Raw genomic sequence first — 15,364 nt, 5'->3', positions numbered from 1 at the left:
GCTTCGTGCGATCAACGTCCTCTGGCGCATAAACCAATACCTCCGCCTTCTCTATGAACGGGGCGTAATTCGTGTACACGTTAAACAAAACAGGCTCGGCTACCTTGCCATCAGAAAAACCAACGCTAGATGGCGCACTAACCGATAAATTAGGCGTGATAACCGCTGGATCTTCCGTTACCCATATCTTGCCCTTCTCCGGTAAATTCAAAACCTTATTCAACGGTCGGACAACCGCAGAACGACCATCTGCCGCTTTTCTTTCAGGCGGCACATCAGTCACTACGTCAGATGTTTGTGAGTTCGTATCTCTATCACCACGTCCAACTGGCTCGCGCCCTACAGTTTTTCCATCTGCCCCAGAGGGTGACGAAACCACCAGCGTAGACTGAACAGCGACATTTGGCTCACTCAATGAAACAACCTCTTGAGCATAGCCAGGCAATACGCCAGATGAAACCAATAAACACATTAGAACCGACAACTTCATTTTGTTAGAGTGCATTTTCAACCTCTTCTTTGTAAACAACCTGACATAATCGAAGAATAATCTTACAAAAAACTTACTCAACAGAATAAAATCGATATAATCACGTAGACTGTTGTAAAATTAATGAGAAATACCCTCAGATAAAATAAGTTTTAACAAACTTATTGCATATTTCAAACCATGCAACATCAAGTGAGTATGACAAAGCAAAGTGCCTGATAGCCCCAAGCGTATTGGCTGGATTACTGAAAACCCCTGAAGGTTTGGTTAATTGGCGCAAGGTGTATTAAACAAAATACTGCAAGCGAAAATAAGTAAACGCGTCACAGACCACAATCATAGTACGATGCCATCGAACAATTTTTTATAGAAGATATCCCCATGATTACCCCCACACTCAGCTGGATCAGTGCAGATCAGGTAGCGCTTGCAACGCCTCTGTTTGACGATTATCGTCAATTTTATAGACTACCTTCAGATTTATCACTGTCACATGATTTCCTACATGCCCGACTGAGCCAAAACGAATCGAAAGTTGCCATTGCACAAAATGAGCAAGGACACGCTATCGGCTTCATGCAGCTTTATCCTTTACTCTCTTCGCTGACTCAGAGTTTGGAGTTCTCTAAGGTTTGGCTGCTGAACGACTTATATGTCACCCCTGAAGCACGCGGACTGAACGTCGGAAAGGCTTTATTGGATTTCGCACAACAACTCGCTCACGACAGCGACGCCGCCGCTCTGATGTTGGAAACCGCAAAAACCAATATCATCGCACAATCGCTCTATGAAAAATGCGGTTGGCAACGTGACAATGAGTTTTACGTGTACCACCTCGACTGTACAAAATAGACTGCAAAAAACCACAAAACCAGTAAAAAACACTGGCAAAATCAAGTAATCTTGGTCAATCCGACGTTTAAATATTTTGGGTTGAAAATGCTTGTGCTATAATTTTGTGTTCTTTAGAACTTGATTTTATTGGTTTTTTTGAAATTTTCTTAACACAACAAAGGAATGGCAACATGGCAATCGAACGCACTTTATCTATCATTAAACCTGACGCAGTCGCTAAAAACGTCATCGGTCAAATCTACACCCGCTTTGAAAACGCTGGCTTAAAAGTCGTTGCAGCGAAATTCACCCAATTGACTCAAAGCGAAGCAGAAGGCTTTTACGCTGTTCACAAAGAACGTCCTTTCTTTAAAGACCTCGTGAAATTCATGATTTCAGGCCCAGTGATGGTAACAGCACTCGAAGGCGAAAACGCTGTTTTGAAACACCGTGATTTGATGGGTGCAACCAATCCTAAAGAAGCCGCTGCTGGCACCATCCGTGCTGATTTTGCTGAGTCTATCGACGCAAACGCAGTTCACGGATCTGACAGCTTGGAAAATGCTGCGATTGAAATTAAATACTTCTTTGGATAATTCAAAAAAAAGTAATCCTACTTTTTTGAGTCAACGTTAGCAAATTTTCACGGGCAAAGCTCGAAAAAATTGAACAACAACGACAAAAAAGCCCCAGATGAATACCAATTTATTGAACTTCGATGCCAAAGGCATGAACGACTATTTCGCTGAACTCGGCGAGAAGCAGTTTCGTGCCCGTCAAGTCATGCGTTGGATTCATCACTTTGGGGCGCAGCGATTTGACCAAATGACTGATTTGGCCAAATCATTGCGCACTCAGCTCGAACAAAACTGCTCTTTGCCTTTACCTGAGATTTTATTTGATAAGACCTCCATCGATGGCACACGCAAATGGTTGATTGACGTCGGCCAAAACAACGCGGTTGAGGCGGTTTATATCCCAGAAGCGAATCGCGGCACACTGTGTGTTTCATCGCAAGCAGGCTGTGCGGTCAACTGCCGCTTTTGTTCGACAGGTCATCAAGGCTTTAATCGCAACCTTTCGACAGCCGAAATCATCAGCCAACTCTGGTGGGCGAATCATGCCTTGGGCGCTGATCCAAAAGCTGAGCGAAAAATCACCAACGTGGTCATGATGGGCATGGGAGAACCACTGCTCAATTACAACGCGCTGGTACCTGCATTAAATCTCATGCTCGATGATAACGCTTATGGCCTGTCGCGTCGTCGTGTCACCGTCTCCACATCAGGCGTTGTGCCCATGATGGATCGACTCAAAGATGACTGCCCTGTCGCACTGGCGGTTTCGCTTCATGCGCCGAACGACGAGCTGCGCAACGAGCTTGTCCCTCTGAATAAAAAATACCCATTGCGCGAACTCATGGCCGCATGTCAGCGCTACCTCACGCGCGCACCTCGCGACTTCGTGACGTTTGAATACATCATGCTCAAAGACGTGAATGATAGCGTCGCACACGCCCGGGAATTGATTGAACTCGTGCGCGATGTCCCGTGTAAATTCAATTTGATTCCGTTCAACCCATTCCCAGAGTCTGGCTTGACCGTCTCGACACCCCAGCAAGTGCGTGTATTTGGCGAAATTTTGCTCGAAGCTGGCATCGTCACCACGATTCGCAAAACACGCGGCGACGACATCGATGCGGCCTGCGGTCAGCTTGCAGGCCAAGTGCTCGACCGTACACGCCGCAACGAGCGCATGACCGAGCAAGAGCTGAAATTCACACCTTATGTGAAAAAGGAAGAAACCCTCACAACCTCTGAAACGCAACGAGCGGTGATTTCGTTCGAACAAATGCAAGCACAAATTGAACAGCAAAACACCACTGAGGTGAAATGATGTGGCGCACTCTTTTTTGCTTCATCTGCTGTACCTCGATGCTGACCACAGAGGCCAAAACAGCCAAAGAGTCAAAATCACACGCAACCGCACGCATTCACTCTGAGTTAGCGGCTCACTACCAAACCGCAGGCCAAGTGGCTGTGGCAATTGATGAGTTAAACCTCGCGCTAAAAAGCCGCTCTGACTACGTGCCTGCGCACACGCTTTTGGGTATTATTTACGAACAACTTCGTCAAGACGAACCTGCCAACACACACTTTTTAGCTGCCCTGTCCAACGCGGGCAACCAAAAAATCAACGACACCGATATTCGCAATCATTACGCAAGATTTTTGTGTCGCGCGAATCGCGGTGATGAAGCTCTGGCTCAATTCACGCTTATTTTTAATGACCCAGTCTACCCCAATATGGGGCAAGCGCTAACCAATGCGGGCATCTGTGCCGCGCGTCTCGGCCGAGATGAGTTAGCACTCGCTTACCTAAATGCGGCATTGGAGCGAGACTCTGTCAATGCAGAGGCACGCATTTATCGCGGCCACGTATTCGTACGCTCAGCCCGATTTGACGAAGCACGTGCTGATTTACGCATCGTACAGACACAAAATAGCCATTCCGCCGCTGTGCTGTGGCTAGGCATTCGACTCAACCAGATTCAGCCTCAAAGCAACACCGACGGTATGATAGCAGAACTCATTGCCCAGTTCCCGACCAGCCCAGAAGCTGTGTGGGCACGTGAGCAGCAGTATCAATCTTTCTAAACACTAAGACAACAAATTAGAGCGCGCCATGAGACAAGATACACAATCCGACTTGAATTTAGAACCCCCATCGATAGAGCCCTTATCAGACAACATGACTGCTGGTCAGTGGTTGGTACACATTCGCCAGTCCAAAGGTCTAACCGCACAAGATATCGCCTCCCGCACCAACCGAGCCTTGGCCCAAATCATAGCATTAGAAGCGGAGGACTACAGCCGCGTCGGCGAAGGTGTCCTGCTACGCGCCATCGTTCGCCACTACGCAAAAGTCGTCGGAGCAGATCAAGACGAAGCCATCCGTCATTTGCCGCTCAAATACCAAGCAGCACAGCCCACATTGCCCGACGCCATCACAACAGAGCACCCAACACGCGGAACACCTCTCAAATCCCCCTGGATTGGCCGTATTTGGCTGATTTTGTTGGCATTGGTGGTTTTCGGTTTGCTCGGTTACTGGATGTTTGTGTCTCGTTTTTTACAAACCAACGAAGTCGCCCAAAAAGTCACAGAACCCAACCAAGTGCAAGTAGTCAGCCAACCTGCAGCACCCACAACCAACACAGAAACCGCCCCCCCTGCGACAGCACCAGCCACAGAGCCGCCCATGGTTGATTCAGACACAGCGGCACTGAATGCACCGACCGTCGCGCCTAATGCAGCCATTAATTCAGGGGACACCCTGACACTCAAGTTCAAAGCAGACAGCTGGGTAGAAATCAAAGATGCAGAAGGTAAAGTACTCCTCAGCGGCTCACAAATCGCCAACACCGAACAATCCGTATCTGGTAAAACACCACTTAAGGTCAAAATCGGTGGTGCGTCACAAGTAGACGTCACGTGGAAAGGTGCACCGTATGATTTAACGCCACTCATCAAGGGTGATGTTGTGCGCATCAACGAGTTGAACTAATCACGAAAACCATATGAGTCAGCACATCACCTCTCGCCACCACACACACACTGTTAAAGTCACTCATGCGGACCACACCGTCCACATTGGTGGCTCACACCCAGTGATCGTGCAGTCCATGACCAATACAGACACCGTTGACGCATTGGGCACAGCATTGCAGGTAAAAGAATTGGCGCAGGCTGGCTCCGAACTCGTGCGCATCACTGTCAACTCGCCCGAAGCGGCTGCGGCTGTGCCGTACATCCGCGAGCAACTCGATAAAATGGGTGTGTATGCGCCGCTCGTTGGCGATTTTCACTACAACGGTCATAAATTACTCACCGATTATCCCGACTGTGCGCAATCCTTGAGCAAATACCGCATCAATCCAGGCAATGTCGGCAAAGGCGCAAAAAAAGACGCGCAGTTTGCGCAGATGATAGAAGTCGCCGCAAAGTATGATAAAGCCGTGCGCATTGGCGTCAACTGGGGCAGCCTTGACCAAAGTGTGCTTGCCCGCATCATGGACGAAAATGCCCAACGCGCACAACCATGGTCGGCGCAACAGGTCATGACCGAAGCCCTAATCACCTCGGCTTTAGAATCTGCCCAAGCCGCGCGCGACATCGGTCTATCTGAGAACAAAATCGTCATTTCGTGCAAAGTTTCCAACGTACAAGACTTGGTCGCGGTTTATCAACAACTCGCACAACGTTGCCACTACGCACTCCACCTTGGTTTAACGGAAGCTGGCATGGGCAGCAAAGGCATTGTCGCCTCCACCGCCGCATTGTCTGTCTTGCTCCAGCAAGGCATTGGCGACACCATCCGCGTGTCATTGACACCAGAGCCGAACGGCTCACGCGCAACGGAAGTTGTCGTCGCGCAAGAGATTTTACAAACCATGGGATTCAGACAATTCACCCCCATGGTCGTCGCCTGCCCTGGTTGCGGACGCACCACCAGCACTGTTTTCCAAGAGCTCGCCGCCGACATCCAAACATACCTGCGCGAACAAATGCCAGTGTGGAAAACTAAGTATGCTGGCGTTGAATCGATGACCGTCGCCGTCATGGGCTGCGTCGTGAATGGACCAGGCGAATCCAAACACGCCAACATCGGTATTTCGTTACCTGGCACGGGCGAAGTACCCGCTGCACCTGTATTTGTCGATGGTGAGCGGACGGTGACGCTGAAAGGTGACAACATTGCCGTGGAGTTTCAGGCGATTGTAGATGCGTATGTGAAGCGGAAGTATGGTGGGTGAAACGGGTATGTGGTTTTGTAGTGTGTAATAAGCGCATCGCATTGCATCATTTTTTGAAAAATGGGCAAAGCAAAAACATGCGGCGTACATTACCGAAAAACGTTTATTGCGCACTACGGGTTCCGAGTAGCAAATTAATTTCAAGTGACGGGGAGTAACGTATTATGGATTTATACCCAGAAAGATTTAATGCTGGCTCTATTCAGTCAATTTATCTTGAAATATATTTTTCTGATGAATTACACAGAGAGTCGATATGCCGTAGTGGGACAGGTTTTTTAGTTGCCAATTCAAGCGAAAGTCCTAGAAAAGTATTTTTGGTGACGGCAAAGCATAATTTTACGGGGTTGGATTTTTTCACTAACGATCCTTTAGGCGATCAGCCAAGGTTAATAAAAATATTTTTACCACATCGGAAACAACTGAGGTGGAAGCCTATTGAAATACCGCTCTACAATAGGGAAAATAATCCACTCTGGATTGAGCATCCAACCAAAGACACTGATATAGCTCTATTAGAAGTACATTGTGACGAATTGCTGGAATATGGTTTGCCTTATGTTGATCATATTGTTGTTAACCCCAGATTAAATGTAACAGATTCGATAAGCGTCGTTGGTTTTCCTTTAGAAAGAAAAGGGCAATATTTGGCAATATGGACTACGGGCTTTGTCGCTACTGATCCTGAACTTGACTTCCACTTTAAAGGTGAGGAATATCCATTCTTTTTAATTAGCGCAAAGACTTGGCACGGACAGTCTGGTTCACCAGTTTATACAGGACCATTCGCTTGGTTTTCAAGGTCTAATGAGCGTTTCTATTGTGATAGTGGTGGCTTTATTCATTTGCCCCATATGTACTCAGGTCGTTTAAATCCAAAAGAAGACGGCAAAAGTTCAGATGTTGGTATAGTTTGGAAAAATACGGTAATTAGAGAGATTTTTCATCATGCCATAGGCACTACGTAGCCTAACTTGAGCCGTAGACAAAACACGGGTTACGTTTTTCTTCCTAATTGTTTATTTCACCCTACATGATATGATTTTATGAGTAAAGAAAAATTTAACGCCGTCAAAGGCATGAACGATATTTTGCCTGAGGATGCGGCTTTATGGGAGCACCTCGAAGAAGTGCTGCGCGGTTGGTTGAAAAGCTATGGTTACCGCAATATGCGCGCGCCGATTTTGGAAAAAACGGGCTTATTTGCCCGTGGGATTGGCGAGTTCACCGATGTGGTTGAGAAAGAGATGTTCTCGTTCATCGATCGTCTCAATGGCGATGATTTGACCTTGCGCACCGAGTTCACGGCTGGTGTGGTGCGTGCGGCGATTGAGTCGAATCTCACCTACAACGGCCCGCAGCGCGTGTACAGCATGGGTCCCGTGTTTCGTCATGAGCGGCCGCAAAAAGGCCGTTATCGTCAGTTTCACCAATTGAGCGTGGAGTCGCTCGGCTTCGGTGGCGCGGATATGGATGCAGAGCTGATTGTGATGTTGCGCGACTTGTGGGATGAGTTGGATTTACGCGGTGTGCGTTTGGAACTTAACACATTGGGGCAACCTGAGGAGCGTGCGGCGCATCGAGTGGCGTTGATTGCGTATTTTGAATCGCACAGTGAGTTGCTCGATGAGGACGCACGCCGTCGCTTACACGCCAATCCGCTGCGGATTTTGGATACGAAAAATCCTGCGATGCAAGCCATGGTGAACAATGCACCGCGTTTGACCGAGTTTTTGGGTGACGAGTCTAAGACACGCTTTGAGCAGGTGCAACGGTTGCTCAAAGACGTCGGGATTGATTTCACGATTAATCCGCGTTTGGTACGTGGCTTGGATTATTACAATCACACCGTGTTTGAGTGGATTGTCGATGGCGAAACACTCGGCTCGCAGGGTACAATATGCGGTGGTGGTCGTTACGATGGTTTGTTTGAATTGCTTGGTGGTAAGCCGACGCCTGCGGTGGGTTTTGCGATTGGTTTGGAACGTTTGATTTTGCTCACGCAAGAATCGCTCAAACTCAATTTAGATACAGCGTGCGACGTTTATGTATTACACCAAGGCGACGCAGCAGCACGAGCAGCATTTGCAAGTGCGAATCAATTGCGCCAAATGGGTTTGTCGGTGGTTTTACACTCGGGTGGCGCAGACGGCGCGGGCAGCTTTAAATCGCAGATGAAAAAAGCCGATGCCTCGGGTGCTGCCTATGCGTTGATTCTCGGTGAAGACGAAGTGAAAAATCAAACCGTGAGCATTAAATCTTTGCGTGGTGATGGTGGGCAAGTGAACGTCGCTGCGGCGGATGCCGCCAGTTACTTGATGCAAAAAATAGCAGGACAATAGAGACAATGGAGTGTGGCTAGTGCCACGCCATTTGAGTTTTAATATTTGATTTTAATTTTAAGGATGGTTATGGCTTTCGATTTAGAAGAACAAGAGCAGTTAGAAGCTCTCAAGGCTTTTTGGGCAAAATGGGGTAAACTCATCAGCGGCTTAGTTACGCTGGTTTTGGTGGTCGTTTTGGGTTGGCAAGGCTATGGCTGGTATCAGTCGAGTCAATCTGCCGCTGCCGCCAAAGTCCTTGACGTCTACAACTTAGCCATTGAAAAAAAGGATGGTTCTGAAGCAGCATCATTGACCCAACTGCAAAAAGACTACCCGACATCACGCTACGCTGCATTAGCCACATTCAATACCGCAACAATCGCCGCGACGAACAAAGAGTGGGACAAAGCCGCCACAGCCCTGCAATGGCTCGTGGCAAACAGCACGCCTGACAATCAATCAGCGGCACGTATTCAACTGGCTGATGTGCTGGTCCAGTCCAATAAAATAGACGATGCACTGAAAGCTTTAGACACCTTGCCTCAGTCCGAGTTCGCAGCGGCCTTTGCGAATAAAAAATCCGATGTCCTCATTGCCAAAAACGACATCTCAGGTGCGCGCGCCGCACTCGAAGAAGCCATTAAGCTCACCGAAGCACAAGGCGCCTCTGCGAAAACGCTGAACGAGTCTCTCAAAAGAAAGCTCAATTTTTTGCCAAAATAATTGGACAATCTGTCACACCAAAATAGATGGATACTCAAGCCAGCCTGAAAGCTGGCTTGTCTCACTCTGATACAGCAGTACGATAAGCGCTTGGCGTTTGAATCGCTTATCAAAACCTTTGAAAGAAACATCATGAAACCAGTCATCGCGCTGGTCGGACGCCCTAATGTAGGCAAATCGACTTTATTCAACCGCTTAACCCGTTCGCGTGACGCCATCGTCGCAGATTTTCCAGGGTTAACACGAGACCGCCATTATGGCCACGGTCGCATGGGCGATCGTCCATTTCTCGTGATTGACACAGGCGGTTTTGAGCCAGTCACTAAAGACGGCATCTACCACGAAATGGCCAAACAAACACGCCAAGCCGTGGTGGAAGCCGACATTGTGATTTTTATCGTCGATGGTCGAGCGGGTATGAATGCTCACGATCAAACCATCGCAGATGACTTGCGTAAAACAGGTCGCACCGTCATTTTGGCTGTCAATAAAGCCGAAGGGATGCGCCATGCGAATGTCACCGCAGACTTCTACGCCCTAGGCTTGGGCGAGCCTGTGGTGATTTCGAGTGCGCATGGCGAAGGCGTGCGCGAGTTACTTGAGTATGCACTCGACACCGTATTGGCACCTGCACAAGACGATTGGCTCGAAGGTGCGCCAGAGGCCAATGATCCGTTCGCGCATTTGGATAAATTGGCTCGTGATGCTGCCATCGAAACAATCCTCAAAGACAAAAATGGCGAAGCGGACGACAGCGATGAAGACAGTATTGATGTAGAAACCATGCAACATGCCATCAAAATCGCCGTGGTTGGCCGCCCAAATGTCGGCAAATCCACGTTGATTAATACCTTGATCGGTGAAGAGCGCGTGATTGCCTTTGACATGCCAGGAACCACACGTGATGCGATTGAGATTGAATTTGAGCGTCAAGGTCGTCAGTATGTATTGATTGATACGGCTGGTCTACGCAAGCGCGGTAAGGTGTTTGAGGCGATTGAAAAATTCTCTGTCGTCAAAACTTTACAAGCCATCTCAAACGCTAACGTCGTGGTGCTGATGCTTGATGCGTCACAAGACGTCTCCGAACAAGACGCCCACATTGCAGGCTTCGTGCTCGAATCAGGCCGCGCACTCGTCGTTGCGGTGAACAAATGGGATGCCGTCAACAGCTACGAGCGTGACCGTATCAAAGTCGATATTGTGCGCAAACTCGTTTTCCTCGACTTCGCCAAATTCCACTACACCAGTGCACTCAAAGGCAATGGTGTTGATGCCCTACTGGCCTCCGTACATGAAGCCCACGCAGCAGCGTTCGCCAAACTGTCCACGCCACGCCTGACGCGCGTCCTCTACAATGCTGTAGAACACCAAGCGCCACCGCGAAAAGGTAGTGGCGGTGCACGCCCAAAAATGCGTTATGCTCATCAAGGTGGCCAAAACCCACCAGTGGTGGTTATTCACGGCAACACCCTTGACGACGTCCCTGAGTCTTACCGCCGCTATCTCGAAGGACGATTCAGAGACGCCTTCAAATTGCAAGGTACGCCGCTGCGGATTGAGTTCCGCAGCACAAAAAATCCTTATGCCGATCGCAAAAAGCGCTAATCAGTCGGCTGCGTGGCGTTGAATTTTTGACACAACGCAGTAATCACAATAAGTAAAAATACTTACCTCGACTGGCTTTGGTGTATCCTTTAGGTCTGTTGTAAGTCTGGCACTTTTGCCCAAACTGGGTTATGATGACCAGTATTGATGTTTTATCTGGTTTTATTAACAATAATTTTTTTGCTACTTGGAGAATATAAAATGAACAAAGGGCAACTTTTACAAGATCCTTTCTTGAATGCATTGCGCAAAGAGCACGTTCCTGTCTCGATTTACTTGGTCAACGGTATTAAATTGCAGGGCAATATTGAGTCATTTGACCAATACGTCGTTTTGCTGCGCAACACAGTGACCCAAATGGTGTACAAACACGCCATTTCGACCATCGTTCCATCGCGCCCTGTGAATATTCAAGAGATTCAACAAGCGGCTGAATAATTCTATTTTTGCATCATTGCAAAAACGCCCGCTTTTTTAAGCGGGCAATTTCGTTTTTATGTGAACCATTAACGAAATATTTAACCGCACAATAAAAAAGGAACATCCATAATATGCGAACCATCATCGTCGGTTTAAATTTCGGTAAAGGCGACTTCGACGCCTCCATGGAAGAACTCCATCTACTCGTCAACAGTGCAGGCGGCGAAGTCCTCGCAGCCGTCGCAGGTACGCGTAAAGCCCCCGATGCCAAACTCTACATCGGCTCGGGCAAAGCAGACGAAGTCAAAGTCGAAGCCCAGATACATCGTGCAGACTGCATTGTTTTCAATCACGCCATCAGCCCCGCCCAACAACGTAATCTCGAAGAGTTTTTCGGTGTTCGCGTCATGGACAGAACTGCCTTGATTCTTGATATTTTCGCTCAACGCGCCAAAAGCCATGAAGGCAAACTCCAAGTTGAAATGGCGCAGCTCGAATACATGCAATCACGTTTGACAGGTCTGTGGACCCACTTGGAGCGTCAGCGCGGTGGTATCGGCATTCGCGGTGGTATGGGTGAGTCACAGCTTGAAATCGATAAACGCTTGATTTCAGAACGACGCATGAAGCTCAAAGCAGAGCTCGCCAAATTTGAGCGACAACACAAAACCCAACGTCTTGCTCGCACACGCGGCACAGGACTGAATATTTCGCTGGTTGGCTACACCAACGCAGGCAAATCCACTTTATTTAACCACCTGACCAGCGCAAAAACCTACGCTGCAGATCAGCTATTCGCCACACTCGACACCACTACACGAAAGGTATTTGTCGAAGGCGCTGGGCAGCTCGTGGTCTCTGACACCGTAGGTTTCGTGCGTGATTTGCCGCACCAGCTTGTGGCCGCGTTTCGTGCGACATTAGAGGAAACCATTCAAGCCGATGTCTTGTTACACGTCGTGGACGCCGCCAGCTCAGTGCGCATGGAGCAAATTGACGAGGTCAATAAAGTGCTCAAAGAAATCGAAGCCGAACACATTCACCAAATCCTTATCTGGAATAAAATCGACCTCACCGCCCACGAGGCAGGCATTGAGCGAGATGAAAACGGCAAAATCGCCCGCATTTACATCAGCGCGAAAACTGGCGAAGGTATGGCTCAGTTGCGTGAAGCATTAGTTGAGCTGGCAGAGAACCACACACCCGACTGGAAACGCGAACGCGAACAAGCCAATGAATGGGCGAACGATCCGAGGTTCCGTAGCAATTAATCAAGGCTGACAAATAACAAGCCGACAGCAGCACCTGTACTGATAAAGACTGGGAGCGAGGACAACAATGGCATACACACCCATTTGGCACTCTTTGAATGAGACAGGAACGCACAGCGCGCCCGTGTACAGTGAACACGAACGCTTTGAGATTCGTGGGCATTTTGCTTTCCCTCCCCAACATCTACTGGATATTGGTTGCGCTCAAGGCTCTGTCAGTGCAGCCCTTAAACGTGACTACCCCGAATTATCAGTATGGGGCATTGAGCTAAACACAGAAGCGGCTGATATCGCTCAGCAGCGACTCGATGTCGTTTCTCGTCTCCCCCTCACCGAACAGACACCGAACGAGCTAACTGAGTTGGCCAATATCGACACCGTTCTGTTGCTTGATGTGCTCGAGCATATGTATCAGCCGTGGCAAACGTTACAATTTTTGTCACATCATTTAGCCAAGCATGCCCAAGTCATCGTCATTCTACCCTGCGTGATGCACATCAATCTTTTGCATGATTTAAGTCATGGAGATTGGCAGTATCAGCAGTGGGGCTCACTGGATGTCACACATCTTCGCTTTTTCACGCCTTACGAAATGCGCAAGATGTTTTATGAAACTGGCTTTAAAGTCGAAAGTGTCAGCCACCAAGTGCTTCAAACCGAAGCAAACCAGTCGTTCAGCGCAGACAGCGTTTATCCACAATGGCTGGAGTTTGAACACATGAAGTTGAAGGTTCGAGATTTTGAGCACTGGTATGATCTTCATGCAGTCGGCTTGATTTTCCGCATTCGCATCGCGGATGACAACGAGCTGAGCGCGGATGAGTATGCGTTACGCCATAGCCCTCATCGCCCTACCCTTGCCTTCGGCGGTTGAAGCTAATTTTTTGTTTGATGTGACCACTCCCCAAGCACGTGTATCGATTCTCACTTTATGATCTCATCGCAATACATCCGCCAAATCAGCTTACGTCGAGACGCCATTGATGATTTCAACAGATATCCCTTTTCATTACCGGCTGTTCATCACTTAGACACCATCAAATTTCACCCCAAAGTGACGTATTTTGTCGGTGAGAATGGCTCAGGCAAATCAACACTGTTAGAAGCTATTGCCGTGAGTATGGGCTTTAATCCCGAAGGCGGTACTCGCAACTTTAATTTTTCCACCCGCTCATCGCACTCCCAGCTGAGTGATTATTTACGTGTGGCAAAAGGCTTGCGTTCGCGTGATGGTTTCTTTCTACGGGCCGAAAGTTTCTTTAACTTGGCAACGAATATTGAGGATTTGGACAATGCGGGCGGCCTCGGCCCTCCGATTATTAGCCACAACGACAACTCGCAGCAATGGCACGCATGCACCAACTCATTAAGCAGAACTCACAATTTATCATCGCCACGCACTCACCCATTTTAATGGCGTACCCAGATGCTTTGATTTACCAATTCGGTAGCGATGGCGTGACGCTGGTAGATTATAAGAGCACCGAGCACTTTAAAATCACTCGCGATTTTTTAAGCAATCCCAAGCGAATGCTTGACATGCTGTTTGAGGATGAATAAATCCCTGAGGTCTTGTACCTACCGCTTCTTTTCATTTCACCAAGCACATTTATAAAAGAGTAAAAGAAAAACCTGCTGAAAAAATCAGCAGGTTTTTTTGCATCGCTTGGTGCCCGGGGCCGGAATCGAACCGGCACTCCTTTCGGAACCGGATTTTGAGTCCGGCGCGTCTACCAATTCCACCACCCGGGCAACGCAGAACCGAGATTATGCCAAGGTTTACGGATTTTGGCAAGTCAAGTTTGATTGATTTCACAAAAAAATACGGTTAATTCGTAAGAACCGCTTTAAAGCGATGAAAGACAGAAGCATTTGAGCGTTATGTACCAATGACGCCATCAATCACAGACGTGAGAACTTGTTCTAAATGCTTCGTATGTTCATTAAGACAAGGAATGTAATGATACGTTTGTCCGCCCTCACTCATAAACTCTTCGGCAAGCTCGTGTTGAACCTCCTCAAGTGTCTCTAAGCAATCAGCGGCAAAGCCTGGGCAGAGAATATCAATACGCTTCGTACCAGCCTGAGCCAAGGCTTTCAACGTGGGGCTGGCGTAGGGTTCGAGCCATTTTTGCGCCCCAAAGCGAGACTGGTAAACAATGTGAGCTTGTTGCTGATCAATCCCCAACTCGGCAATGAGTGCATCAAAAGTGGCTTGGCACTGTCGCTGGTAAGGGTCGCCTTTGTCCACCAGTACCTTGGGGATACCATGAAAGCTGACCATGAGTTTATCACCCGCTAGCCAATTTGGCACCCCGACTTTAGCCCAATGTGATCGCACACTCTCAGCAAGTGCCTTTACGTATGATGGATGCGCATAATAGTCGGTGATGGTGGTGAGCTTGATGTTTTGACCACTGTAGGCTTTGAGACTGCGCTCGACTTCGTCAACAACAGACAAGGTCGTGGTGGTTGAGTACTGTGGATACATGGGCAACAAAACAAAGTGACGAATGCCATCTCGGTGCATTTGCTCAATGGCGCTCTCGATACTGGGGCTTTGATAGCGCATGGCCCAGTATACTTTGTGTGGCATCTCGGCAGCCAGACGAGCGGCTTGTTCCGCCGTAATGCGTTTGAGCGGTGCGCCATCAGCATGGTGCTCACCCCTCCAAATCGTTTGATACTTAAGTGCGACTTTTGCAGGACGGGTACGCAGGATGATACCATGCAAAATCGGTTGCCAGAGTATTGCAGGCAGATTCACAACCCGTTTATCACTGAGAAATTCTTTCAAGTAGCGTTTGACCGCGTCAGGTGTGGCCGCGTCAGGCGAGCCGAGATTTACAAGTAAAATACCAATAGATGCGCTCATAGG

General features: G+C 48.4%; 14 protein-coding genes, 1 tRNA gene and 2 pseudogenes. 14 read left to right on the top strand and 3 right to left on the bottom strand.

Translation table 11 applies throughout. The features are described 5' to 3' along the window. Nucleotides 1-505: hypothetical protein (locus IE082_RS10170; RefSeq protein WP_189493804.1), on the bottom strand; the 505-nt coding region annotated here is incomplete at its 3' end. A 366-nt stretch (nucleotides 506-871) separates the two neighbouring features. On the opposite strand from IE082_RS10170, the gene IE082_RS10165 reads away from it, so the two are divergent. The 14 genes and pseudogenes from IE082_RS10165 (at nucleotide 872) to IE082_RS10100 (ending at nucleotide 14,046) form a co-directional block, all read left to right on the top strand. Further along, nucleotides 872-1,342, top strand: coding sequence for a GNAT family N-acetyltransferase (locus tag IE082_RS10165; RefSeq protein ID WP_189493803.1), 471 nt, complete (start codon nucleotides 872-874; stop codon nucleotides 1,340-1,342). A gap of 173 nt (nucleotides 1,343-1,515) precedes the next feature. Beyond that, the gene (gene ndk / locus IE082_RS10160) at nucleotides 1,516-1,920 is read left to right on the top strand and encodes a nucleoside-diphosphate kinase (protein WP_189493802.1); all 405 of its coding nucleotides are present in this window, start codon (nucleotides 1,516-1,518) and stop codon (nucleotides 1,918-1,920) included. A gap of 97 nt (nucleotides 1,921-2,017) precedes the next feature. Beyond that, a pseudogene (gene rlmN, locus IE082_RS10155) lies at nucleotides 2,018-3,079 on the top strand (dual-specificity RNA methyltransferase RlmN); the annotation flags it as partial. Between the two features lie 179 nt (nucleotides 3,080-3,258). Further along, nucleotides 3,259-3,981: a tetratricopeptide repeat protein gene (locus IE082_RS10150; protein WP_189493800.1), complete on the top strand. Its 723-nt coding sequence runs from the start codon at nucleotides 3,259-3,261 to the stop codon at nucleotides 3,979-3,981. Nucleotides 3,982-4,009: 28 nt separating this feature from the next. Then, nucleotides 4,010-4,891, top strand: coding sequence for a RodZ domain-containing protein (locus tag IE082_RS10145; RefSeq protein WP_189493799.1), 882 nt, complete (start codon nucleotides 4,010-4,012; stop codon nucleotides 4,889-4,891). Between the two features lie 13 nt (nucleotides 4,892-4,904). After that, nucleotides 4,905-6,140, top strand: a complete 1,236-nt coding sequence (gene ispG / locus IE082_RS10140; RefSeq protein WP_189493798.1) for a flavodoxin-dependent (E)-4-hydroxy-3-methylbut-2-enyl-diphosphate synthase — start codon at nucleotides 4,905-4,907, stop codon at nucleotides 6,138-6,140. A 164-nt stretch (nucleotides 6,141-6,304) separates the two neighbouring features. Beyond that, on the top strand, nucleotides 6,305-7,108 hold the full coding sequence (locus IE082_RS10135; protein ID WP_189493797.1) for a trypsin-like peptidase domain-containing protein: 804 nt from the start codon (nucleotides 6,305-6,307) through the stop codon (nucleotides 7,106-7,108). Nucleotides 7,109-7,186: 78 nt separating this feature from the next. Then, nucleotides 7,187-8,482, top strand: coding sequence for a histidine--tRNA ligase (gene hisS, locus IE082_RS10130; RefSeq protein ID WP_189493796.1), 1,296 nt, complete (start codon nucleotides 7,187-7,189; stop codon nucleotides 8,480-8,482). Between the two features lie 69 nt (nucleotides 8,483-8,551). Then, nucleotides 8,552-9,187 (top strand): YfgM family protein, encoded by a 636-nt coding sequence (locus IE082_RS10125; protein WP_189493795.1) that lies wholly within the window; start codon nucleotides 8,552-8,554, stop codon nucleotides 9,185-9,187. A gap of 132 nt (nucleotides 9,188-9,319) precedes the next feature. Continuing rightward, nucleotides 9,320-10,795, top strand: coding sequence for a ribosome biogenesis GTPase Der (gene der, locus IE082_RS10120; protein WP_189493794.1), 1,476 nt, complete (start codon nucleotides 9,320-9,322; stop codon nucleotides 10,793-10,795). Nucleotides 10,796-10,996: 201 nt separating this feature from the next. Continuing rightward, nucleotides 10,997-11,233 (top strand): RNA chaperone Hfq, encoded by a 237-nt coding sequence (hfq, locus tag IE082_RS10115; protein ID WP_189493793.1) that lies wholly within the window; start codon nucleotides 10,997-10,999, stop codon nucleotides 11,231-11,233. A gap of 113 nt (nucleotides 11,234-11,346) precedes the next feature. Next, a complete protein-coding gene (gene hflX / locus IE082_RS10110) occupies nucleotides 11,347-12,486 on the top strand; it encodes a GTPase HflX (RefSeq protein WP_189493792.1) in 1,140 nt (379 codons plus the stop codon). A 67-nt stretch (nucleotides 12,487-12,553) separates the two neighbouring features. Beyond that, nucleotides 12,554-13,360 (top strand): class I SAM-dependent methyltransferase, encoded by an 807-nt coding sequence (locus IE082_RS10105; protein WP_189493791.1) that lies wholly within the window; start codon nucleotides 12,554-12,556, stop codon nucleotides 13,358-13,360. 57 nt (nucleotides 13,361-13,417) lie between these two features. Further along, nucleotides 13,418-14,046, top strand: a pseudogene (locus tag IE082_RS10100) (AAA family ATPase). Nucleotides 14,047-14,153: 107 nt separating this feature from the next. Here IE082_RS10100 and IE082_RS10095 read toward each other — a convergent pair. Together IE082_RS10095 and hemH are read right to left on the bottom strand one after the other, a co-directional pair. Further along, nucleotides 14,154-14,238: transfer RNA gene (locus IE082_RS10095), tRNA-Leu, on the bottom strand. A 127-nt stretch (nucleotides 14,239-14,365) separates the two neighbouring features. Then, complete coding sequence (gene hemH / locus IE082_RS10090; protein ID WP_189493790.1) at nucleotides 14,366-15,361, bottom strand: ferrochelatase; 996 nt, start codon at nucleotides 15,359-15,361, stop codon at nucleotides 14,366-14,368. Nucleotides 15,362-15,364: the final 3 nt, after the last annotated feature.

This window comes from Formosimonas limnophila (assembly GCF_014652675.1).
Classification (GTDB): domain Bacteria; phylum Pseudomonadota; class Gammaproteobacteria; order Burkholderiales; family Burkholderiaceae; genus Hydromonas; species Hydromonas limnophila.
The sequence above is the reverse complement of the archived record's forward strand: the minus strand, read 5'-3'. Positions and strand labels throughout refer to the sequence as shown.